The organism is Streptomyces anulatus (assembly GCF_014650675.1).
GTDB classification, from domain to species: domain Bacteria; phylum Actinomycetota; class Actinomycetes; order Streptomycetales; family Streptomycetaceae; genus Streptomyces; species Streptomyces anulatus.
Map to the genome: position 1 here is coordinate 586,685 of NZ_BMVK01000004.1, position 26,960 is coordinate 613,644.

General features: G+C 71.4%; 22 protein-coding genes and 3 pseudogenes. 14 read left to right on the top strand and 11 right to left on the bottom strand.

The genetic code is table 11. The annotated features are described in order from the left end of the window. Nucleotides 1–521: 521 nt before the first annotated feature. The 4 genes and pseudogenes from IE272_RS14095 (at nt 522) to IE272_RS14105 (ending at nt 4,802) form a co-directional block, all read left to right on the top strand. A complete protein-coding gene (locus IE272_RS14095) occupies nt 522–1,997 on the top strand; it encodes a UDP-N-acetylmuramoyl-L-alanyl-D-glutamate--2,6-diaminopimelate ligase (RefSeq protein WP_056705281.1) in 1,476 nt (491 codons plus the stop codon). Between the two features lie 207 nt (nt 1,998–2,204). Beyond that, nucleotides 2,205–3,860, top strand: a complete 1,656-nt coding sequence (locus IE272_RS14100; RefSeq protein ID WP_190006969.1) for a carboxylesterase/lipase family protein — start codon at nt 2,205–2,207, stop codon at nt 3,858–3,860. 344 nt (nt 3,861–4,204) lie between these two features. Next, nucleotides 4,205–4,303: pseudogene (locus tag IE272_RS39295) on the top strand (hypothetical protein); the annotation flags it as partial. A gap of 346 nt (nt 4,304–4,649) precedes the next feature. Further along, nucleotides 4,650–4,802 (top strand): hypothetical protein, encoded by a 153-nt coding sequence (locus tag IE272_RS14105; protein WP_190006970.1) that lies wholly within the window; start codon nt 4,650–4,652, stop codon nt 4,800–4,802. 136 nt (nt 4,803–4,938) lie between these two features. On the opposite strand, the gene IE272_RS14110 is transcribed toward IE272_RS14105, so the two are convergent. Then, nucleotides 4,939–5,232 (bottom strand): hypothetical protein, encoded by a 294-nt coding sequence (locus IE272_RS14110; RefSeq protein WP_190006971.1) that lies wholly within the window; start codon nt 5,230–5,232, stop codon nt 4,939–4,941. A 49-nt stretch (nt 5,233–5,281) separates the two neighbouring features. Here IE272_RS14110 and IE272_RS14115 point away from each other — a divergent pair, with 49 nt between their 5' ends. After that, entirely contained in the window at nt 5,282–5,665 is a 384-nt protein-coding gene (locus IE272_RS14115; protein ID WP_190006972.1) for a hypothetical protein, read from the top strand. 237 nt (nt 5,666–5,902) lie between these two features. On the opposite strand, the gene IE272_RS14120 is transcribed toward IE272_RS14115, so the two are convergent. Then, nucleotides 5,903–6,841, bottom strand: coding sequence for an SDR family oxidoreductase (locus IE272_RS14120; protein WP_190006973.1), 939 nt, complete (start codon nt 6,839–6,841; stop codon nt 5,903–5,905). 274 nt (nt 6,842–7,115) lie between these two features. Between IE272_RS14120 and IE272_RS14125 the strand changes: the two genes are divergently transcribed. Both IE272_RS14125 and IE272_RS14130 read left to right on the top strand, forming a co-directional pair. After that, nucleotides 7,116–7,781 (top strand): hypothetical protein, encoded by a 666-nt coding sequence (locus IE272_RS14125; protein WP_190006974.1) that lies wholly within the window; start codon nt 7,116–7,118, stop codon nt 7,779–7,781. 444 nt (nt 7,782–8,225) lie between these two features. Beyond that, nucleotides 8,226–8,513 (top strand): hypothetical protein, encoded by a 288-nt coding sequence (locus IE272_RS14130; protein ID WP_143674025.1) that lies wholly within the window; start codon nt 8,226–8,228, stop codon nt 8,511–8,513. 828 nt (nt 8,514–9,341) lie between these two features. Here the strand turns inward: IE272_RS14130 and IE272_RS14135 are convergent. From IE272_RS14135 to IE272_RS14145, 3 genes and pseudogenes are all read right to left on the bottom strand, one after another. Then, nucleotides 9,342–9,453 (bottom strand): annotated as a pseudogene (locus IE272_RS14135) (transposase); the annotation flags it as partial. A 13-nt stretch (nt 9,454–9,466) separates the two neighbouring features. Further along, on the bottom strand, nt 9,467–10,363 hold the full coding sequence (locus IE272_RS14140; protein ID WP_229897308.1) for an ABC transporter ATP-binding protein: 897 nt from the start codon (nt 10,361–10,363) through the stop codon (nt 9,467–9,469). A gap of 142 nt (nt 10,364–10,505) precedes the next feature. Further along, nucleotides 10,506–10,868 carry a hypothetical protein gene (locus tag IE272_RS14145; protein ID WP_190006975.1) on the bottom strand — a complete coding sequence of 121 codons (363 nt, stop codon included), beginning with the start codon at nt 10,866–10,868 and terminating at the stop codon, nt 10,506–10,508. A gap of 96 nt (nt 10,869–10,964) precedes the next feature. Between IE272_RS14145 and sigJ the strand changes: the two genes are divergently transcribed. After that, nucleotides 10,965–11,879: an RNA polymerase sigma factor SigJ gene (gene sigJ, locus IE272_RS14150; RefSeq protein WP_190006976.1), complete on the top strand. Its 915-nt coding sequence runs from the start codon at nt 10,965–10,967 to the stop codon at nt 11,877–11,879. Here sigJ and IE272_RS14155 read toward each other — a convergent pair. Then, nucleotides 11,876–12,451, bottom strand: a complete 576-nt coding sequence (locus tag IE272_RS14155; RefSeq protein ID WP_190006977.1) for a GNAT family N-acetyltransferase — start codon at nt 12,449–12,451, stop codon at nt 11,876–11,878. The two genes, sigJ and IE272_RS14155, sit on opposite strands and share 4 nt — an antisense overlap. Before the next feature lie 259 nt (nt 12,452–12,710). Between IE272_RS14155 and IE272_RS14160 the strand changes: the two genes are divergently transcribed. Further along, on the top strand, nt 12,711–13,724 hold the full coding sequence (locus IE272_RS14160; RefSeq protein ID WP_190006978.1) for a helix-turn-helix domain-containing protein: 1,014 nt from the start codon (nt 12,711–12,713) through the stop codon (nt 13,722–13,724). Between the two features lie 99 nt (nt 13,725–13,823). On the opposite strand, the gene IE272_RS38695 is transcribed toward IE272_RS14160, so the two are convergent. The 3 genes from IE272_RS38695 to IE272_RS14170 form a co-directional block, all read right to left on the bottom strand. Next, nucleotides 13,824–14,066: a hypothetical protein gene (locus tag IE272_RS38695; RefSeq protein ID WP_229897309.1), complete on the bottom strand. Its 243-nt coding sequence runs from the start codon at nt 14,064–14,066 to the stop codon at nt 13,824–13,826. Next, entirely contained in the window at nt 14,063–17,614 is a 3,552-nt protein-coding gene (locus IE272_RS39420) for a S8 family serine peptidase (RefSeq protein WP_229897310.1), read from the bottom strand. The genes IE272_RS38695 and IE272_RS39420 overlap by 4 nt, the downstream gene beginning before the upstream one ends. A gap of 363 nt (nt 17,615–17,977) precedes the next feature. Beyond that, nucleotides 17,978–19,018: an SCO7460 family lipoprotein gene (locus IE272_RS14170; RefSeq protein WP_190006979.1), complete on the bottom strand. Its 1,041-nt coding sequence runs from the start codon at nt 19,016–19,018 to the stop codon at nt 17,978–17,980. Nucleotides 19,019–19,292: 274 nt separating this feature from the next. Here IE272_RS14170 and IE272_RS14175 point away from each other — a divergent pair, with 274 nt between their 5' ends. The 4 genes from IE272_RS14175 to IE272_RS14190 all read left to right on the top strand — a co-directional run bounded on the left by IE272_RS14175 (nt 19,293) and on the right by IE272_RS14190 (nt 24,920). Next, nucleotides 19,293–20,438 carry a S1 family peptidase gene (locus tag IE272_RS14175; protein ID WP_179890868.1) on the top strand — a complete coding sequence of 382 codons (1,146 nt, stop codon included), beginning with the start codon at nt 19,293–19,295 and terminating at the stop codon, nt 20,436–20,438. Between the two features lie 408 nt (nt 20,439–20,846). Continuing rightward, nucleotides 20,847–21,962, top strand: a complete 1,116-nt coding sequence (locus tag IE272_RS14180) for a DUF1996 domain-containing protein (protein WP_190006980.1) — start codon at nt 20,847–20,849, stop codon at nt 21,960–21,962. Between the two features lie 165 nt (nt 21,963–22,127). After that, complete coding sequence (locus tag IE272_RS14185) at nt 22,128–23,894, top strand: discoidin domain-containing protein (RefSeq protein WP_190006981.1); 1,767 nt, start codon at nt 22,128–22,130, stop codon at nt 23,892–23,894. A 264-nt stretch (nt 23,895–24,158) separates the two neighbouring features. Next, nucleotides 24,159–24,920 carry an isocitrate lyase/PEP mutase family protein gene (locus tag IE272_RS14190; RefSeq protein WP_098893288.1) on the top strand — a complete coding sequence of 254 codons (762 nt, stop codon included), beginning with the start codon at nt 24,159–24,161 and terminating at the stop codon, nt 24,918–24,920. Here the strand turns inward: IE272_RS14190 and IE272_RS14195 are convergent. Beyond that, nucleotides 24,917–25,822 (bottom strand): annotated as a pseudogene (locus IE272_RS14195) (IS5 family transposase). The gene IE272_RS14190 and the pseudogene IE272_RS14195 overlap by 4 nt on opposite strands. 36 nt (nt 25,823–25,858) lie before the next feature. Here IE272_RS14195 and IE272_RS14200 point away from each other — a divergent pair. After that, nucleotides 25,859–26,488: a class I SAM-dependent methyltransferase gene (locus IE272_RS14200; protein WP_190006982.1), complete on the top strand. Its 630-nt coding sequence runs from the start codon at nt 25,859–25,861 to the stop codon at nt 26,486–26,488. 173 nt (nt 26,489–26,661) lie between these two features. On the opposite strand, the gene IE272_RS14205 is transcribed toward IE272_RS14200, so the two are convergent. Continuing rightward, the coding region (locus IE272_RS14205; RefSeq protein ID WP_190006983.1) for an FG-GAP repeat domain-containing protein at nt 26,662–26,960 on the bottom strand (299 nt) is incomplete at its 5' end.

Sequence of the window (26,960 nt, forward strand, 5' to 3'; positions counted from 1 at the left end):
CCGCTCCAAGACGCCCGGTCTCGGCCCGAACCCCGCCCGGGACTCCGCTCCGGGCGTTCGCCCCGGTCGGGGCGGCCCGACGGCGGACCGGCACCCTTCCCACCGCACGTACACTCGGCCCATGGGACGCAGCGCCGAACCGAGGACATGCCCGCACCGGGCCGTCTCCGCGCTGTCCCCGGCTGCCACGCGCGCGGCTGTGCCCCCGGCGCCCGCGGACGCGGCGCCCGGAACGGGCCGTACCGCACTGCACGGCCACGGCTAGCGGTTCACGCGGCGGTTCCCGACAGCAGCATCCGGCGTTCCCGGCCCCCGGCGTCACCGCCCCCGGCCCGCCGCTCCCTCACCCGCACCACCACTCCGGCCCGCTGAGCGCCGGAGCTCACCGTCGCCTCCGGCGCTCGCCGGACGCGAGCGTCACGATCGGCTCCACAGCACCACGCGGCCCACGGCACACCCGCCCGTGCCGCTTCCCGGCGACGGCCGCACCACCTGGCCGCGCCGCACTCGAAGGGATCATCGTGAAGCTGAGCGACCTCATGGCCGGGCAGGACCACCACGTGCTGCGCGGAACCCCCGCGCGCACCGAAGTCACCGCCGGAGCGACGTTCGACGCGGACCGGGTCACCCCCGGCTCCGTCTTCGCCGCGGTGCCCGGCCACGCCGCCGGCGGTCCCGAAGCCGTCGCCCCGGCGGTCGCCCGCGGCGCGGTCGCCGTACTCGTCGACGAACAGGCGCCGCCGCTGCCCGCGGCGCCGGGCGACGTGTGCGCCGTACGCGTCCCCGACGTCCGCAGGGCCGCGGCGGTCCTCGCCTCGCGCTACTACGGCGAACCGGGCCGGGCGATGGACCTGATCGCCATCACCGGCACCAACGGCAAGACCTCCGTCTCGTACATGACCGAGTCGGTTCTGCGGATCGCCGAAGGGACCCGGGTCGGGGTGATCGGCACCGCCGGCAGCCGCATCGGGGACGAGCCCATCCCGATGCCCCCCTCGGTGCTCACCACCCCGGAATCGCCCGATCTCCAGTATCTGCTGGGGCACATGCGCGACCGCGCCACCGGAAGCGTCGTCCTGGAGGCCACCTCGATGGGCCTGCTGACGCACCGTCTGGACCGTACGTTCATCGACGTCGGCGTCTTCACCAACCTCACCCAGGACCACCTCGACGACCACGGCACGATGGAGAACTACCGGGACGCCAAACTCCGCCTCTTCCAGGGGCTGTGCCGCCGTGCCGTGGTCAACGCCGACGACCCGGTGGGCGCAGGGATCCGGGAGTTGATGCCCGACGCCGTGACCACGTACGCGCTGGACGGCGACGCGGACTACCGTGCGAGCGATCTCACCGTGGACGCCTCGGGCACCCGGTTCACGCTGCACCACGACGGCCGCAAGTACCCGGCGGCCATCCCCTCCCCGGGCCGGTTCTCGGTCTCCAACGCGCTGGCCACGGTGGCCGCCTGTCACCTCCTCGGCCACGGTCTGGCCGGGCTGGTCGACGCACTGGAGCGGATGCCGCAGATCCCCGGCCGCTTCGAACGCCTCCACACCCCCGGCGGCACCTCGGTGATCGTGGACTACGCCCACTCGCCGGACTCCCTCAGCAAGGTCCTCACCACGATCCGGAGCTTCGCCCGGGGCCGGGTCATCACCGTCTTCGGCTGCGGCGGCGACCGCGACACGACCAAGCGCGCCGAGATGGGCGCCATCGCGGGCGACCACTCGGACCTGTGCGTCCTCACCTCCGACAATCCCCGCTACGAGGACCCCGAGGCCATCCTCGACGAGATCGCCCCCGGCATCGCGTCGACCGGAACGCCGTTCGAGCGGATCACCGACCGCCGCCTGGCCATCGCCGCCGCGCTGGCGGAGGCGGGGCCGGCGGACATCGTGCTCATCGCGGGCAAGGGCAGTGAACCGCACCAGAGCATCCGGGGCGAACTGCTGCCGTTCAGCGACATGGCGACCGTGCGCGAGCTGATCGGCGGATAGGCGGAAAGGCGGAAGGCGGAAAGGGCAAGCGGGCCGGCGGGCAGGAAGCCGGCAGATGCGCAGGCGGCAGACGCGTGGGGGAGAGGGAGCGGGGAGCGGCCCAAGATCAATCCGTTGGTGGTGACGTCGGGCGGGCTGGCATGCTGGCCCGGCCCCGCCGAGGCCGGACGGGGCAGGAGCGGGAGCGGGGGAAGGGGCGTGGGAGCCGTGGACGTCTTCACGACGAAGTCCGGGAGAGTACGGGGGCGACGCGCCGCCCGGGACCCCGGCATCGTCACCGTACTCGGACTCCCGTACGCGGCCCCGCCGTTCGGCGTCCGCCGGTTCCGGGAGCCACAGCCGACGGAACCCTGGGACGGCGTGCGGGACTGCACCGCCTTCGGGCCGGTGGCCCCCCAGTCGGCCGAACTGCCGGGCGCACCGAGCTGGTCGCCCGGCGACGAGGACATCCTCACGCTGAACATCTGGACGCCCGCCGACGGACCGGGCGACCTGCCCGTGCTGGTCTGGATTCACGGCGGCGCGTACGTCTTCGGGTCATCGGCCCAGCCCGACTTCGACGGCACCGCACTGGCGGGCGGAGGGCTCGTCGTCGTCACCCTCAACAGCCGCCTCGGCTTCGAGGGGTTCGGCCATGTGCCCGACGTCGACGCCGACAGCGATCTGTCCGGCGCCGACGCCGATGCCGACGGCGATGTGCCCGTCCCCGGCGTCGGCACCAGCGCTGCGGCCTTCCCCGACAACCGGGGCCTCCTCGACCAGATAGCCGCCCTGGAATGGGTCCGCGACAACATCTCCGCCTTCGGTGGCGCGCCCGACCGGGTCACCCTGGCCGGACAGTCGTCGGGCGCCACCTCCGCGGCCTGCCTGACGGTGGCCGACCGGGCGCGGGGCCTCTTCCGCCGCGCCGTCCTGCACAGCGCCGTCAACGCCTTCGCCACGGTGGAGCAGGCGGCCCGCACGACCGCCGAGGTCGCGGCGGCGGCCGGCGTGCCCGCCACTCGCGCGGGTCTGCTCGCCGCCCCGCCCGAGGCCCTCGTGGCCGCGACGGACCGGGTCTGCGAGCGGTACGCACAGGACCCCGGATCGGGGCAGCGCCACTACGACCCGGCGATCTACGGCCCGGTCGCCGACGGCGTCCTCCTGACCGCCGACCCGCTGGAGGCACTGGCGGCCGGAGCGGGCGGCGCGGTGGAGCTGCTGGTCTGCCACACCACGGAGGAGTACTGGCTCCTGGACGCGGTCGGCAGCAGTGCGAAGATCACGTCGGAGGAGCAACTGGCCTCCTTCGCGGCCGACTTCGGGCTTCCCGCACCGCTCGTCGAGGGTCACCGGGAGCGGCTGCCGGACGCGCCGCTTCTCGATGTCTATCTGTCCCTCTACTCCGGCCTCCTGTTCGCCGAGTACAGCACCCGCCTCGCCGAGGCCCACGCCCTGGCGGGCGGCCGGGCCTTCCTCGCCCGCTTCGACCGCCGCCGGGACCGTGCGGGGGGACGGGTGCGCGCCTGGCACTGCGCGGACATCCCGTTCGCGTTCGGCAACCTCCACGAGGAGAGCGTCCACTTCCTCGTCGGCGGCCCGCCCGGCGCGGCGGACCAGGAACTCTCCCGGCGCATGGCCGGCGCCTGGGCCGAGTTCGCCACCCATGGCGAACCGGGCTGGGCTCCCCTCGACGGACCCGTCGGGAGCGGGGCGACGGTACGGGTCTGGCGTACGGAGGCGGAAGAGGAGGCGGACGCGGCCCGGCGGTCGGGAGGAGCGCGGAGAGCGGAGGGCGTGCGCCGGGTGGAGGACGATCGCGGGGCGGAGCACGGCTTCCGTGATCTGTGGCGTACGGCCGGACTGCCCCTGCTGGCGCCCTGAGGCGCTCTGCCGTCCTCCCTGTCGGGTCTGCGCGTTGCAGCGGATCGATCGCGGGGACGGGCCTCGCGCGCGGTCGGCCCGGCTACTTCGGGTCGCGGTTGAACTGCGCCGCCGTGGGCGGCGGCAGGACATCCAGAGAGGGGGAATCCCCTGGCCGCGAGGGTGGTGACTCTGAGGGGCTCAGGAGAACTCACGGGATGTCGCACAAACGCGGTGATGGCCACCTACAGCATCGAGGAGGTGGTCCAGTCGCCCCTCGCCATGGTCGGGGCGTTCCTCGCCGGGCCCGCCAGGAGGAGCCGGTCACCGTAGCCGCCGGGTGTGCGGGCGGCCGGCGCCGAGCTGCCACGGTGGCCGGCGAACTCGCCGAGCGCTGTGCTGCCCGCGGCCTGGACGTGGACCTGGTCGACCGCGACCTCGACAAGGACGTCGTCGAACGCTGACCGGCCCCGCTGAACAGCTCTGCCCACGCCACCCCGGGGCAGCCCCATTAGACCTAACAGGGGTAACCGGCCCGTCCGCGAATAGCGGACGGGCCGGTCGCGGTGCAGCCGCCAAACGACCGCAACTTCGAGGGCCGGTCGGGCAAGCGGGCCGCCCGTCATACCGGATCATCTCCGCCCACTTGCTCAAGAAGGTCACCAGCTCATGGGAGGTGTTGACTCTGCCTTCCACCTTCTGAGCTGCACCAACACGTGCGCGCGGCGAGAGTCCTCGCAGGCGTGTGCATGGCGCTGTCCCAGGAAGCGCTGGTTCCTCCACGTAGACCATGGCGAGGAGCCCGTAGCCGTGAACAGTGAACTCGATCCCCGAACCGTGCTGATGATGCTTGCTGGCGCTTTCGTGGTGTACGTGGCCCTTGAGTATCCTCAGTTCGGTACCGCCCTGTTGGTCGGAGTCGGCGTAGTGACACTCCTGCATCTCCTGATGAAGGGCAACTGAAGGCGACCTTGCGCATGTCCGACAAGGTTCGGCGGCACACGCTCACGATTCGCTGCGCCGCCGCCCGGCCGCAGGCCACGATCGGAACGGGATCGTCGACTGCCTCGAAGGTACGCCCGTCCGTGAATCGCGCACCTTAGTCGTGCGCGGTTGGCACGGGGACCTTCAGCTTCTTGCACCACAGCCGCTGTGCCTGGGTGACGCCGTCCCGCAGACCCAGTCCGGTCTGCTCCAGCGCCGCCGTGAGCCAGGTGTCGTCCTCCGGCAGGATCCGGGTCGCCAGCGGGATCCTCCGGGGGCCGCGTGGCCGGCCGACGCGGTGACGGCGGCGAGGCTCGGCCGCGTCGTCCGGTGCTGCGCGACGGGCTTGTGCCCGGGCGGGTGTCGTACGGGCGGCGCGGTGCAGCTGTGTGATGCGAGTGCTTGTCATGTGCTGCCAACGCGTGGCCGCGCCTGGCGTTGATGGGCCGCGGGGCCTGGTGGCCGCACACTACGCCGGCCGCCAGGACGTGGTCGACTCCCACCTCGCCAGCGTCGCGCGGGAGTGCCGCGACGACCTCCTGGAGACAGCGGTCGTCCTGGACATGCTCGCCCTGTGCCGCGGACACGGCAGTTACCTGCCCCGCCTTTACCAGGAGACCAGCACCCCGGTCCCGACGGACGTGGAGCTGCGCACCGACGCCTCGGACGTCGCCGACCAACTCGTCCACCACGACCAGCAGCACGCAACCAGCACCACCGGCGACATCCCCGGCGAGCTGGAGGACGGTGGCACCGACAGCGACCGCGACGCGGTCCGCGCCTACGCCCGCCGGGAGTGGATCACTCGGCAGGAACGCTGGCCCGGCATCGAGGACGCCTGATGCAGAACTTCTTCGAGAGGGTGGGGCGCTTCTGGCCGGCAAGCCGCCGTGATCTGCACTGGCACATCATGCCGACGCCCGAGACCGCCGCCCTCTTCGCGCCGTACACCGGTGGACCATCCTCGTGGGCGCGGGGAGCAGCAGGCCTCGGGTTCCGCGCCTGCGGGCATTGCTTGTTCGTCGCGTCTCTGTACTGTCCAGGGCTCGGACCGCGGTCGTGGACAGGGACTGCTCGTCCTACGGGTCGGACCGAGGCGTGGAGCGGGAGGCCCGGTAGGAGTTCCAATCGGCGTGCCCTCCGGTGCCCAGGACCTCGCCGCGGGAAGACCTCGTCCCGCCGGGGTGGGCCCGTAGTTCGCGCCGGGCGGTCCGGGCGACGAGTGCCGGGAAGAGGGGCCGGAGGGGCTGGCACCAGCGGAGCCAGGGCGGGGCGTAGATGTGAGGGCTGCGGCGGGTGATGCCTTGGGTGAGCCACTGGGCGACCTCGGCGGTGCTGTGGATGCGGCGTGCGGGGCGGGGCTGATTGCGGCGCAGGGCTTCGAGGACGGGGTCGTCGTCGATGCCGGTGAGCATGTCGGTGCCGGTCCAGTGCAGGTAGGCGATGCCGACCTGGATGCCGTCCGGTTCGACCTCGCCGCGCAGGGAGAGGGCGAACGACTCCGCTCCGGCTTTGGAGGCGCAGTAGGCGCTCATCATGGGTGCGGCACCGAACGCGGCGGTGGAGGCGATCTGAAGGAAGTATCCGCGAGTCGCGCCGAGTTGGGGAAGGAAGGCGCGGGCCGTGTTGGCGGATCCGGTGAGGTTGACATCGATGACGCGTTGCCAGAGCTCGGCCGCCGTACGGTCGAACGGGCCGCTCACCGCGATACCGGCGTTGGCCACGACCACGCTCGCTGGCCCGAGCTCCGCCTCCACGCGGCGTGCACCGTCCACCAGCGCCGTGCGGTCGGTGATGTCGCACTCGACGCACATGCTCCGGCCGGGGAGGGAACCGGCGGTCTCCAGCAGGGTCGCCCTTTCCCGGCCGAGCAGGGCGACCTGCATCCCGGCACCGGAGAGGCTGCGGGCGAGCGCTTCGCCGACACCGCGAGCGGCGCCAGTGACGACAGCGACCCGCCCCTGCAGAGGGCGGGCGGGAGCACTCCGGACCCGGCGCCCGCCTGGGCTGTCGTCCATCAGTTCTCCTCGCTTCTGGCCGTGCCGCTGCAGGCCGTGCTCCCGGCACCACCGTCAGGCCAGGAGCCGGCCACCGCAACCGGGAGAAACCCGGGCGACGGGGCCGGCCGGATAGGGGAGCCTGGCTCTGCGCGGCGCCGTCTTGGTCGGCGAGCAGGACTGCGGGCAACTGCCGCCGCCGGTGGCCGGCGCCCGGTGTGCTCCCCTATCCGGTCGGCGAGGTCGGCTACGCGACCCGCAGTGCGACCTCCACCCGCCACTAGACTCCGGCATCATGACGGCCACCCCTCCCGTATCGCCCATTCCGGTTGCGCCTGCCGGCCTGACCGACCGTGCACAGAGGTTCGTCGAGGTGGACGGCGTTCGTGTTCCCCGGCAGGGCCTCGGTAAGTACCGAGAGAGGTGGATCGAGCACGGGATCCCGGCGGTGGAGATCGACCGTGCTGCGGCCTTCCAGGACCGCTGGGGCGGTCTCGCGCTGCCGCCCGCCCCGTTCTACGAGGGCGGTCCGCGCATCCTGGACGCCGACTGTCCTGAAGGCTCTGCCGCTGAGGGCTGGTCGTTTCCGGCGGGAGACTGTCGGGTGTCCATGGCCTATGGCTTCATGGTCGGCTCCGACGGCGCATTCGGGATCGATGCCTACCGCTGGACACCACTGCATGCCAGCACGGACGGATGGGTGGAGTCCCTGGCGCTCGCCGCCCATGCCGGTCGCCGGGCCAGGACCGTGACAAGAATCAAAGGGAAGGCGGTTGAGTCATTGGACCTCGCCGGCTTCGATCCGGTGCCTGAAGTACAGGGCGTCACGGACACGTGGTGGCGGGGCAAGGACTCGCTCATCGCCCTCTACCGGGGCGAGGCCGTCGGTATGGACGCTCCGCAATGCCTGGAAGCCCACGTGTACGGCGGCCTCGACGAGTGGGGGCTCCACGGCGGCTGATCGCCGTCACCACTGAATCCCAGCACCTACTCGGCCGTGCGGCTCCCCGGGAAGCAGACATTCGGCCGGTCCGGCGGTCGCCACGACGTCGCCGGGACCATTCCCGTGCGCGCTGGGACGGTCCCACCATCAACCTGGGCTCGGCGTTCGCCGAGCACTGCTCCCCGCTGCGCGGGATGGTCCGGGCGGGACGACTTCAGGTTTCCGGGCGCTGCCAGGCGCGAACACGTGCGGCAGACCATCCCGCCCGGACCAGCGGTTACGGGGCATTCTGGGCGGCCTCGGTGACGATCGCGTTCTCACCTGATGCAAGGCCAGTAACAACACACCCATGTCGTTCCGGCCCTTCATAACGTCGAATCGTGCACACCAGTGCAGTCGAATGAACGGCAATGAAAGGGCAGTGCATTGAGGCGAACATTGACAGCATTTGTTATATCCGCGATGGCCGTGACCGGTCTCGTGACGACCACGGGTTCAGCGGCGGCGGCTTCCGAGACCCGCTGGGGATGCAAGGCGAAGTTCTACGCCATGGACGTCGATCAAGGCGGTGGGACCGGCTATTCGTCCTGCCCGCAACTGCCGTCCAATCGCCGCCACGCCGTCATGCTCTACTGCAACGGCAAGTACGCGGGCGTCGGCCCCTGGATGAAGGCCGGAAAGCTCTCAACCAGCCACTGCGCAGGGGGAGTAAAGGCCACAGCTGCCTACGTCACGACCATTACCGTGTAGCTGTCGCCGACGGTCAGTCGGTCCTCAGCAGGTGCAGGGGCATCTGAGGATGGAGCTGCTGCCAGCGGTGCATGACGGTGGCGGTATGACGGCCGAGGGCAAACCACGCGTGCCCCAGACGCAGCGGCCAGGGGCCCGCGCGGGCGGGGTCGAAAGCGGCCTCGGCAGCGTTGAGGGCGGCGGCCGCGCGGATACGGAAGGACTTCCCGGCGTCGGTGAGGCGCAGATGGTGGGTCGAGCGGTCGACCAGCCCTCCAGCGCGCGAGCATGCTGGGCGGCCAGGACGTCATCCTGGATGTCGTGGTCGACCGCCGCGACGGCCCCAGCGGCACAGAGGGAGGCCCACAGAACGCATCGGAGCCAGTGAGTACCATCGAGTTCCGCGGTTACGCCTACACCCGCGAACTGTCCTGATCTCCGGCGAACCCGTCACGGTCTACGACCCGGCAACCCCGCAGATCTGGCGCGTGCCCTATCGCGGCAGCACAGTGCCCTCGTTCACCGTGCGCGTCGGCTACCTGGTGCCCAGCGCGTATGCGTCGCTGATCGCCGACAAGCTGGACCTGCACGGGCTCGCCTACCAGACTCTGGAGCACAGCTCCGACTGCCTTGACGCCGAGGTGTTCCGCACGACCGGCACGGGGTTCGCGTCCGCCCCGGTCGAGGGCCGCATGCCACTCGCACTGCAGGGGGACTGGCAGCCCGAGCCGCAGGCTCCCGACTCACTGGTCGCCTGGTGGTACTTCAACGCCCACTTCGAGCACAAGGAATACGTCGAGCCCTACGTCACCGAAATCTTCGCCCAGCAGCGGCAGGGCCTGGGCCGAGCAGGTGCCGCCAAGGCCCCGGTCCGGCCCCGGAAGAGAATTCCGTTGACCACCCTGCGGTGGCTCGACCAACGCCCGCCCCGCTGTCCGGTCTTGGGCAGATGTGGTACCAGCCGAGGTCACTCATCAACTGTCAGATCTCCCCTCCCGTGTCCATGTCGACGAGCTGGAGCCGCGGCAGTCGCGAGATCCGCCGGACACGCTTTGGCCGAAGCCGCCCGAGCGGGCCAGCCAGCGGCCCGCGTGTCGTGACACCTCGATGGGGCGGCCGAAGCAGGCGGTCATGCGCTCCTGTGTGAGGACATCCTCGACCGCCCCTGCCGCGAGGACGCGCCCCTCACGCAGCAGCAGGGCGTGACTGATCGCCGGGGAGAGCTCCTCCAGATGGTGGGTGACGGTCACGGTCGACAACTCGGGCCTGTTGAGGGCGAGATGACGCATGGTGTCGATGAGGTCCTCGCGCGAGGGCAGATCGAGTGCGTTGAACGGCTCGTCGAGCAGCAGCAGGGCCGGATCGGCCATGAGGGCGCGGGCGATGAGGATACGGGCGCGCTGACCGCCCGAGCAGACGCCGTACGGCCGGTCGGCGAGGTCCTTGATCCGAAGCTCGGCGAGCAACGTGCGGGCGCGCTCGCGCACTTCGTCGTCGTACGACTTCCACAGCGGCTGGACGGTGCCGGTGTGGCCGGTGAGAACGGTGGTGTGGCCGGTCAGGTCCCCCGGGACGCGCTGGGAGGTGGAGACGTGACCGATACGGGCGCGAAGCTCCCGCACATCGACGCGGCCGAGCCGGTGGCCCAGGACGTCGACCGTGCCGGTGGTGGGGAACGCGGTGGCGCCGACGAGCCGCAGGACGCTGGTCTTGCCCGCTCCGTTGGGGCCGAGCAGCGCCCAGTGCTCGCCGGCCCGGACGGTCCAGCCGACGCTGTCGAGGATGACCTGACCGGTGGTGTGGCGGCGCATGCCCACGCCGTCCAATGCGGCGACGACGCGCCCGTGGCCGGTGCCGTTGTTCCCGTCCATGCTGTCGTTCGGCCTTTCGCGTCGGTGGGTGCCGCGTGTACCGCACGGAGAGTAGCTGCAGGTGGCACTTATCCGCGTGGATGACTGCATCGCGGACACCCGTGGCCTGGCAGCCGCTCCCCGTGCGCTGCCGCGGCGGACCTCAGCGCCGGGCCAGGGCCAGCAGGCTCAGTCCGAACATCAGGACCCCCAGGGGGAGATGGACCGCCGGAAGGTGCGCGATGCCGACCGCGACCTGGACCGAGGCCAGGACCAGGAAGCCGGACGCGTGCAGGACGGGGCGGGGCGAGCCGCCGCCCGGCTTCCAGGCCAGTATCGCCGCGAGGACGTACAGCATGGATGCCCCATACATCACGCGCGCTCCGGCGCTGTGCAGTGTCTCCCCGTAGGACGAGGTCATCAGCAGCCCGGAGGAGACCGCTTGGACGAAGATCGTCAGAGTCTGCAGGGCGATCGCGATCCGCAGAAACGGGAATGCGCGCCGTGCCGTCGCCGGAGTGGCCATGCCACGCCTCTTTTCCGCCCGTGGGCAGTCGATCGATAAGGTCTCACCAACCCTCGACGCGGGCCGGTGAAAGGTAAGGCGGGAAGAGGCGGGAGCATGGGGGCGGCGGGGGCGGGCACCGAGGAGACAGCCGGTGAGCGCGGCAGACTGATCAATGTGGCCTACCGGTTGCTCGGATCGCTCGCCGAGGCCGAGGACGCCGTGCAGGAGGCCTTCGCGCGCTGGTACGCGCTGCCGCGGAGCCGACGGGACGAGATCGTGTCGCCCGGCGCGTGGCTGACGACCGTGACCGGCCGCATCTGCCTGGACGTGCTCGGCTCGGCGCGGGTCCGGCGCGAACGGTACGTCGGTGCGTGGCTGCCCGATCCGCTGCCCGACCCCGTTGAGCGCGGCGGCGGCCGGGAATCCGACCTCGCCGACCGGATGGTCCTGGACGAGTCGGTGACCATGGCGTTCCTCGTCGTGCTGGAAACGATGACCCCCGCCGAGCGCGTCTCGTTCGTCCTGCACGATGTCTTCCGCTACCCCTTCGCGGAGATCGCCGCCGTCCTCGGCCGTACCCCCGCCGCCTGCAAGCAGCTCGCGGCCTCCGCCCGGCGGCGGGTGCCCGACGCGGGGGCTCCGGTCGCGGTGGACGCGCGGGCCGACGTGGTGCGGCGCGTCAAGGAGGCGTGGGAGAACAAGGACATCGCGGCGCTCGTCGACCTTCTCGACCCGTCCGCCGTGATGACCGCCGACGGCGGCGGCCTGGCCGGCGCCGCCCTGCGCCCGGTCGAAGGGGACGCGCGCATAGCCTCGTACATGGTCGCCATCGCCGACCGGGCCCCGGGGCTCGAACTCCTGGAGCGATCGGTCAACGGCGCGCCGGGCCTGGTGGCCCTGCGGGGCGGTGTCGTCCTGACCGTGGCGTCGTTCGACGTGACCGAGGGGCGCGTCGCCCGGATCTGGGTGGTCCGCAACCCGGAGAAGCTGCGGCCGTGGGTGACCCGCGGCCGCGACGGTCGCCCCTAACGGCGCAGGTCGAGCCGCATCAGGACGCGGGGGTGGCCGGCCAGCACGGAGGTGGTGTCGGCGGCGTGGGTGAACCCGGCGCGCTCGAAGTTCTTCCGGATCCCGGCGTACGCCATCGTCAGGTCGACCTTGGCGTCGCCGCTGTCGAGCGGGTACGCCTCGACCGCGGGCGCACCGTGGGCACGGGCGAACTCGACCGAACCGGAGATCAGGGCGTGCGAGATCCCCTCACCGCGATGACCGGGGCGAACCCGGATGCACCACAGCGACCACACCGGCAGATCGTCGACGTGCGGGATGCTGCGACTGCGGGCGAAGGCGGTGTCCGAGCGCGGCGCCACGGCGGCCCAGCCGACCGGATCGTCGCCGTCGTAGGCGAGCACCCCCGGCGGGGGCTCCGCACGGCACAGCCCGGCGACATACTCACCTCGGGCCGGACCGCGGAGCTCGTTGTTGAGCTTGGACGGAATCCGGTAGCTCAGACACCAGCAGACGTTGGCCCCGGGCGACTTCGGGCCGACCAGGGTACGGACATCCTCGAATACCGAAGCCGGGCGGACTGCGATGGTCATGGCGCCACGATGTCATGGAGCGACCGATGGCACCCCCGGGTGTTGCTCATGCCGGGCCAGTGGGGTGAAAGCGATGGTTCGGTCACCGGAGCCGACGGCTGCGGCGACGCGGATTCCAGATGCGTGGCGGCGAGGCCGGGAACCGTGGCGCCGGTCCCGGTGTACGGGGTGTGGTTGGATCACGCTGTGTCAGGCCCTGGGGTCGAACGAGAGGCCCCGCATCGGCTGGGGTGGGCGGGGCGTCGTGGGAGGCGGGCACGTGCTGGAGGCTGCGGGGATCGGGGCGGGGGAGGAGCGGGTGTACCGCTTCCTCGTCGGGGTGCGTGAGGCTGATGCCTCGGTGATCGCGGATCGCCTCGGCATGGAAGTGGCAGAGGTGCAGAGGGAGGTGGCCTCGCTCCACGACAAGGGGCTGGTGGGGTCGGCGGCCGCTTCGGCGGCGGGTGGCGCGGTGCGCTACGTGCCGGTTTCGCCCGATACGGCGCTGCGCCCGTTGCTGCTGCGTGGGCATGAGGCGCTGGAGTCGGCTCGGCGAGGGGTGGAGCAGCTCACCGAGGAGTACCGGGCAGGCGGGCGGCGGCATGACGCGGGGCAGCTCGTCGAGGTGATCTCGGGGGCGAGCGTGATCCGGCAGCGGCTGCGTCATATGGCGTACGGGGCCCGTGAACTGCGGTGGTTCTGCAAGGCGGGCCATGTGGCGATGCCCGCGGACGACAACGACGAGGAGTGGGAGCTTCTCGCCCGCGGGGTGCGGTACGAGGCGGTCTACGAGCGCGCGCTGCTGGAGGAGCCCGGCATGGTGGACAACGTCGCCCGGAGCATCCGTGCGGGTGAACGGGCGCGGGCCACCGGGACGCTGCCGGTGCGGTTGGCGATCGCGGACGGCGCGATGGCCATCTGCCCGCTGATGCCCGGCGGTCCGGGTGATTCTCTGGGGGAGCCGACGGCCGCGGTGGTGCGCGGCAGCAGTCTGCTCGACGCGCTGATCGCGCTGTTCGAGAGCCAGTGGGCGGCGGCGTCGCCGCTGCACGTCACGGACTCCGGTGAGCTGGCCGACTTCGGTGGTCCGCGGGCCGGCGCGAACGTCGCCGACGACGAGCGGTATCTGCTGTCCCTGGTGGTCGCCGGGGTCGCCGACAAGGCGATCGCCTCGCAGCTGGGGGTCAGCCAGCGCACGGTGCAGCGCCGGATCCAGGTGCTGATGCAGCGGGCCGGCGCCGCGACCCGTACGCAGATGGTGTGGCAGGCGGCTCGGCAGGGGTGGCTGTCATGACGGGCGTGACCAGGTTCCCGTACGGGCGCGGACGCCGGGGCGTCCGTAAGGCCGAATACTGACCCGACGGACGCCCCGACGTGCGCGGCAGGGCGCTGCTCAGTTCGTGGCGAACGCGCGGCGTACCTCCTGCGTCACCTCGTTGCCCCGGTTGTCCCAGGCCCGTACGCGCAGGGACACGTAGCCGCCGGTGCGGGACCCGGCTGCCCGGATCCGGTACGTCCCGTCGCCCTCGGGAGCAGTCCGCGCCCGGCTCCAGTGGGCGCCGTCGTCGTAGGAGACGGAGACCTCCATGCCCGCCACCTTCGGTCCGGTGAGGCCGTCCTGGTGGCGTGCCCTCACCCTGAATCCGAGGGTGCGGGCGGCCGGTGCGCCGACGGTACCGGTGAGGTCGGTGGGGATGTCGTAGTCGAGTTGCAGCAGGGGCAGCAGCGGGGTTTCGCCCGCGGGCGGGCGCGGGGCCGTGAACGACCAGCTGGTGCGGGTGGCGGTCGACAGCGACCATTCGGGGGTGGTGCGTTCGACATCCAGGTCGAGGCGGTACCGGCCGCCCGCACCGGTGACCGGGAAGTCCTCCCAGGCGGCGGGTGCTTCGGCCAGGAGCTTCCCGTCGCGGTAGAGGGCGGCCCGCACCTCGTCGGCGGGGGTGTCGTCCAAGTCGCCGCCGTCCGGCCTGCTGTAGTGGCCCGCGGTGGCGTCGGCGAACTCAGGTATGCGTACGACCAGTTCGTCCTTCTCGCGGTAGGAGGCCAGGCCCTTGACGCCGCGGGGACGGCGGGCCGTACGACGGGGGCGAACCAGCTCTCGGTCAGCCGATCGCCGGGCCGGTAGGTCCGTGCGGGCTGGAGCATGCCGGAGTTCAGGGGACTGCTGTCGTCCCAGGTCAGACGGTGGTGCACACGGTGGAGCCAGAGGGTGTCACCGGCGCTCACGTACTCGGTGCGGGTCAGCGGGGTGGCCACGTCGCGCCGGTACTGGTTGATGGCTGTGTTCATCCAGGGGCGCCAGCCGAAGCGCTGCTCCGTGGCGTACGGGACGCCGCCCGTGTGGTGGTAGCGCGATACGACCGTAGCGGTGTTGGCGGCCGTCACCCGGTGCACCACCCGCTCGGGCACCCGCTGGCGGGCGACCTGCATCACGTCGTACAGGTAGGGGCTGTAGGGGATGCCGCGCAGCTCCAGTGTGGTGCTTCCGGAACGCAGCTGCCCGCGCAGCCGCTCCCCGATGTCGTAGCGGGTCAGGACGGCGGGGAGCGGCAGGCGCTTGCCCCGGGGGTTCCAGCGCGTCCAGGCGACGCCGCCCTCCCCTTCGGTCAGGACGACGGCGGCTGCTCCGGCGGCCGCGGCCGCGACGGCCTGCTCCTCGTAGCGGGCCTCCGTGGCGTCCACGAGCACCGCGGCGCCGGCCGGTTTCAGGCCGCGTGCGCGCAGCGCCGCGTAGTCCTCGGGACGGCCGGTGCCCGCGTCGAGCAGACGCAGGCTGCGACGGCCGTCCACGGTGGGCGAGCTGCCCAGCAGACCGCCTTCGAGGTCGATCGCGCGGCCTGCCCGCAGCGAACGGGCGGTCAGCTGCGGCGCGGTCAGCTGCCAGCGGGAGTTGAACTCGAAGACACCGCCGGTGACCTTCTTCGTCGGGGTGACGTACAGACGGCGGGCGTCGGCGCTGAAGTCCATGTGCCCGTTGGAGATGCTGCGCCCGCCGACGGCGCGGTGGGTGTAGAAGCTGACGACGGCTTCCTGGACGGCCGGCCTGGCGGTCTCGACCCGGACCCGGACGGCCTTGCGGGCGTCGAGGACCACACGTGTGTCGCGGTCGACGGTCAGCTCGGGGTCGACGACGACGCTCTGCACACTGCCGTTGTCGACACGGTCGGAGATCACGCCGTGCAGGAAGTAGGAGCCCTCGGGCACCGACACGGTGAGCGTCTCCCCGGGCCGCAGGGCGGTGACGACGTCGTCGCGGGAGTGGGGGCCGACGAGCACCAGCGGAGTGACCCAGGCCGGGCGGCCGGCGCGGTCTACGGCGGTCAGGGTGAGCTTGTGCCGGGGGGCTCCCTTCGCCGCCGCGAGCACGGTGTGCGCGACGGTCTTCCCGTCGCCGCTCGTCGCGGTGAGGCTGCCGCCGTAGCGGCCCGCGGGCAGGGACTTCGGGTCGAGGATGACGGTGATCCTGGCCCGGCCGCCCGCGGGGACGGTGACCGTCGCGCCGTCGGGCAGGCGCACCGCGTCGGCGGGCGCCGGACGGCCGGTGGCGTCGCGCAGCTCGGCGGCGAGGTTCAGGGTGAGCGGGGTGGGGCCGGTGTTGGTGTAGGTGAGCTGTGCGCTCTGCGGGCCGGATTCGGGGGTGAGTTCACCGAAGCCGACCGTGCCGGTGGCGTGCACGGGCTGTTTCACCGCCCGCGCCACGTCCATGCGGCCGCCGCCCTGCTCGTAGACGGTGCGGTCCGGGGCGGTGCGGGACGTGCTGACCAGCGCGTCCTTCAACTGCTGTGCCTGCCAGTCGGGATGCTGCGAGGCCAGGATCGCCGCGGCGCCCGCGACGTGCGGGGCCGCCATCGACGTACCGGAGGAGGCGGTGTACGCGTCGTCGACCGGCTCGCCCATCGCGGTGCCCGCCGCGCGGGCGGCGACGATGCCGACGCCGGGGGCGGTGATGTCGGGCTTCTGTGCCTCGTCGGTGCGGGGGCCCCGGCTGGAGAAATCGGCGAGCCGCTCCTCACTGTCCACGGCCCCCACGGTCAGCGCCTTGTCCGCGGCGCCGGGGGTGCCCACGGTGTACTCACCGGGGCCGCTGTTGCCGGCCGAGGCGACGAAGAGCGTTCCGGTGGTCTCGGTCAGTTCGTCGAGGCCGAGGCTGAGCGGGTCCGTACCGTCGCCCGCCGTATCGCTGCCCAGGCTCATGTTGACGACGTCGGCGCCCGAGGAGGCGGCCCACTCCATGCCGTCGAGTACGGAGGAGAGGGAGCCGATGCCGTTGTCGCCGAGGACCTTGCCGATCAGCAGTTTCGCGCCGGGCGCGACGCCCTTGCGGGAGCCCTGCGAGGCGGCGCCGGTGCCGGCGACGGTGGAGGCGACGTGGGTGCCGTGACCGAAGGCGTCCCGGGTGGTGGGGCTATCGGTGAAGTTACGGGCCCCGACGATACGGCCGACGAGGTCGGGGTGGGTGTCGTCGATGCCGGTGTCCAGGACGGCGACGGTGACGCCCGTCCCGTCGTGACCCGCGCTCCAGGCCTCCGGGGCGCCGATCTGCGGAACGCTCCTTTCGAGGGAGGCGCGGACCTTCGCGTCGAGCCAGAGGCGGTCGATTCCGGCGCCGAGCTGCGGCGTCTTCGGAGCCTTCGACGCCATGGGGGCTTCGGCGCCGACTGCTTCCCAGAAGCGGCGGGCCTGTCGCTTCTCGGCCGTCAGCGCGCGCCCCCGCACGCTGCCGAGCGTGCGTACTGTTTCGGAACCGGCGGGCTCCTCGGCCGAGTTGAGCCGGACGTCGGAGCGGTACCGGGCGATCAGCGGAATGCTCTTGGTGCGGGCGTCGTCGTATCCCTGCTCCACCAGCCCGGTGATGTTGAACAGTTGGCGGTCGAGAGCGCCGCCGGCCAGATACGGCATGGCCTCGCCGGGGAGTACGTAGAGATCGCCGTCGATCTCCACCTGGTCGTAGCCGCCGCCCGGGCCGTCCGCGCCCGGCTCGACGGAGACTGCCTGCCGGCCGTCGGGGAAGCGCTCCAGGTGTACCCGGTCCCCGGTCACGAGGGTGACGGTGGAGGTCCGGGAGGCGGGAGCGGCCGGCCGTCCGGTGGCGGCGGCCGGGGGGACGGGGGCCAGAACTGGTGCCAGAGCGGCGATGAGGGCGCCAGCCGCCAGGAGCGCGGCGGGGCGTAGCCGTGGGTGCATCGGGGCCTCTTCGAAGTGCGGGAGCGGAGCGCGCGGTTCGGATCAACACTCCGTCCCGCGAAGCCCGTGTGTCACGTGGTGCGGGTGCCGTGATCGCGACATGTCGCCTCTACGACACGGGAGAGCCGGTCGGCGTGCCTCGGATCCCCGGGGCTGCCGTGGACCGGAACACCGCGGTGGTCGAGCCCCGCGGACGGGGCCGGTACGCCCTCACGGACGTCGCACTCGCCCGACCGGGCGCTGGTGGCGGCCAACTCCGAGCGTCGCACCACTCGCTGTACGGACCCGCACGGGTGCGGGTCCGGTCACCGGCGGCGTCGCCGACCTCCAGTCGCCCGACGCCGTCGAGGTCCAGGACCCGTACTAGTACGGCGGCAGTCGCAGCATCCCGGTGCCCTCGCGTACGTCGTGCACGAGCCGGATCCTCCCCACCGGGCTGCCGTGCTCGTCCGTGGTCACCAGGGCCGCGTCGTCGCTGTTGACGCACCGCCCGCGCGCGTCCGGCTCGGGGCAGAAGAGAACGTATCCGGTCTGCCGGTCGACGCGTCCCGGCTCCAGTCGCCAGATCCCCTGGTAGGTGGTCATCACCACCCGGGGGTAGGTGGCGCGGAGTTGCTCCTTCACCGCGTTCTGCACGGTGTCGCCGAACTTCTGGCTCTCCCGGAAGGGGCGGACGGCCCGGGCGCTGCCCGTCGTGTCGACCCGGCCCGCCTCGATCCCGTAACTCGCCGAGAAGTAGGCCTGCTTGGTGAGCGAGGCCAGAAGGTCCGGCCGGGTCAGCCGCATCACGGCAGGCCAGGACTCCTTGCCCCGGTCGCGCCGGTCGGCGACGGACGGGGAGACCACGTTCACGTACGACCCCCGCCCCCGCGCCAACGTGCTGTCCGCCCCGCTCGCCGTGACCCAGCGCTGGACGCACTCGCCGATCTCGCCGAGCACCTTCGTCACGGTGGCGTTCGTCAGCTCGGCCACGACGTAGGGCGGGGCGCCGGTCGGGCCCAGGGCGACGACCTCGTAACCGCAGTCGTCGAAGGCGCCCTTGAGCGTGCGGAAGTCCTCGGCCTGCTGCCGCCCGCGCTTCAGGGCCTCGGCCAGAGCGGGCGCGCAGTCCTTCCGGTCGCACGTGCCCTCCTCCGCCCTCTCCGTGTCGATGCGAAGCCGGACCACGGCATCGCGGTCGTCGGTCACCGCGAACGTGACCTCCGAGCCGCCGGAGCCCGGGAAGAGCGTGCGTGCTCCGATCGCCTTGAGCTGCCCCGGGAAGTGCTTCTCGGCCAGTTCCTCCGCCGCACGGCGGTCGTCATCGGTGTCGACCACTCCGCACGCGCCCAGGAGCACGACCAGCGATCCCGTCAGCACGCCGGTCAGTGCGGCCTTCCACCCTCTACGGCGTGATCCGGTCATGATCTGCTCCTCCACCTGGCCCCGTCCCCTGTTCCTGTGACAGTAGGACGAGCGCCCGCGGGCCGGATGAGTACGCCTACTCAACCCGGTGTGCGGCGTCCTCGCGCACCTCTTCCCACCCCATCGCCGCCATTGGCATGGACCTGACTATCGAACTCCGCTACAGTCCGGGACGGCGCACTGAGAGCGCTCTCAAGCGGCACGATCGGCATGCGCTCCCGGACGCCTCCCGTTCCACCCCCACGTCGCTGGAACAACAGGAAGGGTCACTCCCTTGAGACACGCAACCGTGCTGCGGACCGGTCTGTCCGCACTCCTGCTCGTTGGTGCCTGGGCCGCCGCCGGCCCCTCGACCGCCTCCGCCGCCCCCACCGACTCCGCGGAGGCCCCCGCCTCCTCGGCCCTGCTCACCGCGATGCAGCGGGACTTCGGCCTCACCGAGGGCGAAGCCGTCGCGAGGCTCGCCGACGAGAAGGCGGCCACCGCCCTGGAGCCGAAGGCGCAGCGCGCCGCGGGCTCCGCCTTCGGCGGCTCCTGGTTCGACGCGAGGACCGGCAAGCTGGTCGTCGCCGTCACGAACGCCGGCAAGGCCGAGGCCGTACGGGCCGCCGGTGCCGAAACCCGGCTCGTCGAGCACTCGGCGAAGCAGCTCGACGCGGCGAAGGCACGCATCGACGCCCTGCCCGCACCGTCCGGCGTGAGCAGCTGGCACGTCGATCCGGCGACCAGCAGCGTCGTCGTGAACGTCGTCGCCTCCGAGCGTCGTGACAACGATGTCCGATCCTTCGTCGCCAAGGCCCGCGAGGCCGGGCCCGTGACCGTGGAGACGACGGCCGAAGCGCCGCAGACCTTCGCCGCGGGAACGGTCGGAGGGGACCCGTACTACACGGGCAACGTGCGCTGCTCCATCGGCTTCTCCGTCCACGGCGGCTTCGTCACCGCCGGGCACTGCGGCGGTGCCGGCCAGTCCGTGCGCGGCTGGGACGGCTCGGCCATCGGCAACTTCCAGGGCTCGTCCTTCCCCGGCGACGACTACGCCTGGGTGAACGTGGCCAACGGCTGGTGGACCGTGCCGGTCGTCATCGGCTGGGGCACCGTCTCCGACCAGCTCGTCCGGGGCTCGAACGAGGCTCCGATCGGCGCCTCGATCTGCCGCTCCGGCTCCACCACCCACTGGCACTGCGGCAACGTCCTCGCCAAGAACGAGACCGTCAACTACAGCCAGGGCGCCGTGCACCAGATGACCAAGACGAGCGTCTGCGCCGAAGGCGGCGACTCCGGCGGCTCGTTCATCAGCGGCGATCAGGCCCAGGGTGTCACCTCCGGCGGCTGGGGCAACTGCTCCGGCGGCGGGGAGACCTGGTACCAGCCGGTCAACGAGATCCTCAACCGGTACGGGCTGACCCTGCACACCGCGTGATCCGGGGGAGCCGCCCCGCCGTCCTCCCCGGCGGAGCGGCTCCCGCCGACGGGTGAGGCGCCGGGCCGCGTGCGGTCCGGGGTGGCCGAAATTGACCGGCCCAGCGAAGGCAGTGTGTGAGCGGCCCCGCCGACGTGCGGGGCCGCTTCCGTATGCGGGCTCCGCGGGAGAGCGTTTCCCCGCCGCTCAACAGCCTGTGCGCGGTGCATCGTTCACCAGCTATTGACACCTTCTCAGCACCGGCGCAACACTGGCACCGCTTTGGAGAGCGCTCTCCCAGAGGATCCCGCGGTCCGCCGGCCTCGTGACGTACGGGGCGAGCCTCTTCCCGGCTGCACCGTCCGGCTCACCCTTTCCCCCCCACCGTGCACCCGATGTGCAGGGATGAAGAGCGGCATGGAGGTCCCCATGGTGACAAGACTCAACAGAACGACCCTGGTGTCCGCGCTGATCGTGGCGACCGCCCTGGCGCTGGTCGCGCTCGGGCTCACCGCGATCACGAACGCCGGGGCGACCGGCGCGGAGGCGGCCCCGGCCGTGTCCGACAAGCCCGCTGCGGCCGCGCACGTCATGCGGGGTCACGCGATGGCGGCGGCGAAGCCCGTGGCCTTCGGGGACGACCCCGACGGCGACGGCTACATACCGGCGGACCCGCCGGTCACAGGAGTGGAGCCGTCCGACGAGATCCCGCCGCACCGCTACTTCCACGAGTTCCAGGCCAACTGCTCGGTCAACCACACCGCCCCGGACGACCCGATCGTCTACCCGGGCCGGGCGGGCGCGTCGCACGACCACACGTTCATGGGCAACGACACCACGAACGCGAACAGCACCACCGCGTCCCTGAGCGCGGGCGGTACCGCGTGCCTGGCGCCCGGCGACCTGTCCGCGTACTGGATGCCGACCCTCTACAACGGGAACGAGGAGATCCGCCCGGTCGGCCCCCAGACCATCTACTACAAGGCCGGAGTCACCGACTACCGCACCGTACGGCCCTTCCCCAAGGGGCTGCGGTTCGTCGTCGGCAGCCCCACGCAGACCGCCGAGGAGTTCCGCGACCACCCCGGCATGGTCGAGGGCTACGAGTGCGGCGAGAGCTACCACAACTACGACTTCCCGGCCGCGTGCCCGACCAGTCGGGACACCCAGCTCAACCTGCGCATGCAGGCGCCCAGTTGCTGGGACGGCAAGAACCTGGACACCCCCGACCACAAGGCCCACATGGCCTATCCGGTCGTGATGGGGGCCAACCAGGACGTCTGCCCGACGAGCCACCCGGTCGCCCTGCCGATGATCGAGTTCAAGATGGCGTGGCCGGTCAACGGTGACATGTCGCAGGTGAGACTGGCCAGCGGCACCGGCCACTCCTTCCACTACGACTTCTTCAACGCCTGGGACGACGCCACGCTCGACGCCCTGGTCGACCACTGCATCGTCGGTGCCCTCCAGTGCAACGCCCGTGGCTACGACGAGAACAACCCGGGCGAGGGCGCGGTTCTGGACGAGAACTACGAACTGCCCTGACCCTGCCCACCGCGTCTCCCCGATGGGCGCACCGCACCCATCGGGGAGAGCGCTCTCCCATCTCTCCGTGATCTCCCTGCCCTGCTCCGACCCGTCCGGCCTCCCCGGCCCACTCTTCCCGCCTCTCCCACCCCACCCGCACTCCCGTGAGGAGCCCCTCCCCCCATGATCACGTCCCGAATCCGACGACCGGCCCGCGCCCGGGGCCGTACCACCGCACGCCTCGCCGTCGCCACGCTGTTGGCCGCCGCGGCGGCCGCGCTTCCGGTGCCCGCCGCGCAGGCCGCCGGCAGCGTGGTGAAGGTGACCGGCTCCCAGGGCGCCTGGCAGCTGACCGTCAACGGCGCCCCGTACACCGTGAAGGGCCTGACCTGGGGTCCGTCCGTCGCGGATGCCGGGCAGTACATGCCCGACGTGAAGTCGATGGGCGTCAACACGATCCGTACCTGGGGCACCGACGCCACGACGAAGCCCCTGCTGGACACCGCGGCGGCGAACGGCATCAAGGTGATCGCCGGGTTCTGGCTGCAGCCGGGCGGCGGTCCCGGCAGCGGCGGCTGTGTCAACTACCTGACGGACACCGCGTACAAGAACGACATGCTCGCCGAGTTCCCGAAGTGGGTGGAGACCTACAAGGACCATGAGGGCGTCCTGATGTGGAACGTCGGCAACGAGTCGGTGCTCGGTCTGCAGAACTGCTACAGCGGCGACGCGTTGGAGCAGCAGCGCGATGCCTACACCACCTTCGTCAACGAGATCGCCAAGAAGATCCACGCGGTCGACCCGAACCATCCGGTCACCTCGACCGACGCGTGGACCGGGGCCTGGCCGTACTACAAGAAGAACGCGCCCGACCTCGACCTGTACGCCGTGAACTCCTACGACGCCGTCTGCGACATCCGGGACACCTGGGAGAGCGGCGGCTACGACAAGCCCTACATCGTCACCGAGGGCGGGCCCGCCGGTGAGTGGGAGGTGCCGGACGACGCCAACGGCGTACCGGACGAGCCCGGCGACGTGGCGAAGGCCGAGGGCTACCAGCGCGCCTGGGACTGCGTCGACGGGCACGAGGGGGTGGCGCTCGGCGCCACGCTGTTCCACTACGGGACCGAGTACGACTTCGGCGGCGTCTGGTTCAACCTGCTCCCCGCGGGCCAGAAGCGGCTCTCCTACTACGCGGTGAAGGAGGCGTTCGGGGCGGACACCTCGGGCGACAACACCCCGCCGGTCATCAGCGGGATGGCCGTCGACAACGCCTCCGCCGTCCAGGCGGGCAAGCCGTTCACCTTCAGGGCGTCCGTCTCCGACCCGGACGGCGACGCGCTCACCCACCAGGTGCTGGTCAACTCCAAGTACATCGACAACGGTGGTCAGTTGACGGAGGCGGCCTTCACCGACCGGGGTGACGGCACGTTCGAGGTCACCGCACCGGACAGGCTCGGCGTCTGGAAGGTCTACCTCAAGTCGACCGACGGGAAGGGCAACGTCGGCATCGAGACGAAGTCCTTCAAGGTGGTGCCGCCGAAGGTCGACGGGGTGAACCTGGCCTCCGGGAAGCCCGCCGAGGCCTCGTCGTTCCAGCCGGACAGCGTCGGCTGCCCCTGCCCGGCGGCCAACGCCGTCGACGGTTCCTTCGACACCCGCTGGGCCAGCGACTGGGCCGACCAGCAGTGGATCCAGGTCGACCTGGGGGCGACCAGCTCCTTCGACCACGTCCAGCTGGCCTGGGAGGCGGCCTACGCCAAGGCGTACACGGTCCAGACCTCGGACGACGGGCAGGCCTGGAACACCGTCCACACCCAGACGGCGGGCAACGGCGGCATCGATGACATCGAGGTCGCCGGCAACGCCCGCTTCGTCCGCGTGAGCACCTCCGAGCGCGGCACCCCGTGGGGCTACTCGCTCTACGAGTTCGGCGTCTACCGGAGCTGATCCGGCGGGGCCGGGAAGCTCTTCGCGCCGTCCCATCCCCGCTGTCGGCGCGGAGGGGGCCCGCGGCGGCCACGGACCACCGTGACCGCCGCGGGCTCGTCGCGCCCGGGGGCGGTGCACCACCGCACACCGCCGTGCACCGGGCGTACCGGTCGCGGCTCACCGGCCGCCGAGGCGTCCCGCCCGTACACAGCCCCTTGTCCGCCCCCGGTGGCGCCCCGTCGGCACGTTGTATTCGGTGATGCGGGGGGTAGCGTCCTCCCCATGGACTCTCGTACCACCGTTGAGCGCGCTCAACGCCTCAAGCAACTGCACGCCGAGCACCGGCCCCTGGTACTGCCGACCGTCTGGGACGTCTGGTCCGCGCGGACGGCGGCCGACGCCGGATTCCCCGCGCTGACCGTCGGCAGTCACCCGCTCGCCGATTCCCGGGGGGCCGACGACCAGGAGGGGCAGACCTTCGAGGAGGTGCTCGCCGCCGTCGGGCCGATCGTCGCGGCGGTCGACGTTCCCGTCTCCGTGGATCTGGAGTCCGGCTACGGACAGAAGCCCGCGGATCTCGTCGCCGGTCTCATCGAGGTCGGCGGCGTCGGTCTCAACATCGAGGACACCGTCCACTCGGAGGGCGGACGCGTGCGCAGCACGCAGGAGCACGCGAGCTACATCGCGGGCCTGCGCGCGGCGGCCGACGACGCCGGGGTCCCGGTCTGGATCAACGGACGCACCGACCTCTTCCTGTACGCGGAGGACGCTTCCGCCGTCCTCGACGAGGCGATCGAGCGTATGCGGGCCCTGGTGCGGGCGGGCGCCGACAGCGTCTACCCGGTGCGCATCCAGGACAACGACGAACTGCTCGCGGCGGTGACGGCCGCCGTCTCCGTGCCCGTGAACTCCACGGCCCATCCGGTCAAGCACGATCTCGAGCGCTTCCGCCGCCTCGGCGTCGGCCGGATCACCTACGGCCCGCTGCTGCAACTCGCGATGACCGACGCGATGAAGGGCATGCTGGCGCCCTGGGCGCCCTAGGGCCTGTCTGACAAATGATCACCTGGCCGCTTCACGGAGCCAGAGGATCAGGGAGGCCAGGACGACTCCCGCGCGGTACCGGTTCGCGAGCTTGTCGAACCTGGTTGCGATCGCGCGGAACTGTTTGAGGCGAGCGAAGCATCGTTCGACCACGTTGCGGTCGCGATAGATCTCCGTGTCGAAGACGGGTGGCCGACCACCGCGGCGCCCCCGGCGCCGACGGTTGGCCACCTGGTCGCGGCGCTCGGGGATCGTGGCAGCGATACCCCGACGCCTCAGCAGTTGACGGATGGCCCTGCTGGAATATGCCTTATCACCCAGCACACGGTCCGGTGTCGTGCGCGGACGGCCCGTGCCGGCCCGAGGAGTGCGTACCCCATTGAGGACATCGGCGAACGCTGTGGCGTCGTTGACGTTTCCGGGTGTGAGCACAATCGACAGCGGCAGCCCCCGGCCGTCGACGTCGAGATGGACCTTGGTGGTCAACCCGCCCCGAGACCGACCGAGTGCCTGGCACGCCTGCGAGCGGCCCGGATCTTCCAGTTCGTCCCCGTCCCCCTTTTACGGGCGCCTGCGGCATGCTGATGGGCCCGGTTGACCGTGGAGCCGACGGCGACGGTCCACTCCACCCGGCCCGCCGCATCGTCACGGACCTGGACGTGTTCCAGCAGCTTCGCCCATGTGCCATCGGCCTCCCAGCGGGCGAACCGCTCGTAGACGGTCTGCAACGGCCCATACCGCTCGGGTAGGTCGCGCCACGGGGCCCCGGTCCGCAGCCGCCACAGCACCCCGTTGACCACCTGCCGGTGATCACGCCACGGACGGCCGCGTTCGTCCACCTGCGGCAACAGGGGCTCTATTCGCCCCCATGCCGCATCCGTCAACTCACCTCGACCCGCCACAAGATCAATTATCAGACCGGCTATAGAGTCCTGCCCGTGGCAAATCATCAGGACGACACCAGGACGGCCTACGACGGTGTCGTCGAGCTGTACGCATCGCTGTTCGCAAACCAGCTGGAGACACAGCCTTTCTCCCGGGCCATGATCGGCACCTTCGCCGAACTGGTGCGCGCGACGGGCAACCCGCGGGCAGCGGACGTCGGGTGCGGGCCCGGACATCTGACAGCCATGCTGCACGAACTGGGCCTGGACGCCTTCGGGCTCGACCTTGCCCCCGGCATGGTCGACCACGCCCGGCAGGCTCATCCGGCGCTGCGCTTCCAAGAGGCGCGGATGGAATCCCTGCCGATCGAGGACGGCGCGCTCGGCGGCGTGCTGGCCCACTACTCGATGATCCACACCCCTCCGGGGGAGCTGCCGGAGCTACTCTCCGAACAGGTACGCGTCCTGGCGCCGGATGGCCTGCTCCTGGTCTCCTTCTTCGGGACCGACGGACAAGAACCGGTTCGCTTCAACCACAAAGTGGCGCCCGCCTACAGCTGGCCGGCAGATAGCCTCGCCGAACTGCTGGCCGATGCCGGGCTCGATCCCTTCGCCCGGCTGCTCCACGATCCGGCCTCTGAACGGGGTTTCCTCGACGCGCACCTGCTGGCCCGCCGCTCGTAGGTCCTGCCCGGCAATACCCGCCAGACGTCGGCGCATATCCGGGCTGCCAGCTCGACGGACGCTCGCTGGTCCGACGGGAATTGTCAGACAGGCCCTAGAGCCTTTCGCCCCGGGGCCGCGCTCCTTCGCGTGTTCTGGCCGGCCCGGTGGAGGCCGGCCAGAACACGGGACCGTCAGAGAGTGATCATCCGGGTGCCTGCGTTGAAGTAGGTGCCCATGTTGGTGCGCACCGCGACCTCGCCGTTCTGGATCGTGTGGACGTACATGTCCGCCTTGCCGTCGCCGGTGGTGTCACCGAAGCGGAGACGGCCCTGGTCGCTGCCGGTGAGGAAGCGGCCCCAGCCGGCGCTCCAGTGGGTGCCGCCGTCGAAGTAGGTGCCCATGTTCTTGCGGACGGCGATGTTGCCGTCGTTGGTGTGGACGATGAGGTCGGCCTTGTTGTCGCCGGTGATGTCGGCGAAGTAGAGGCGTC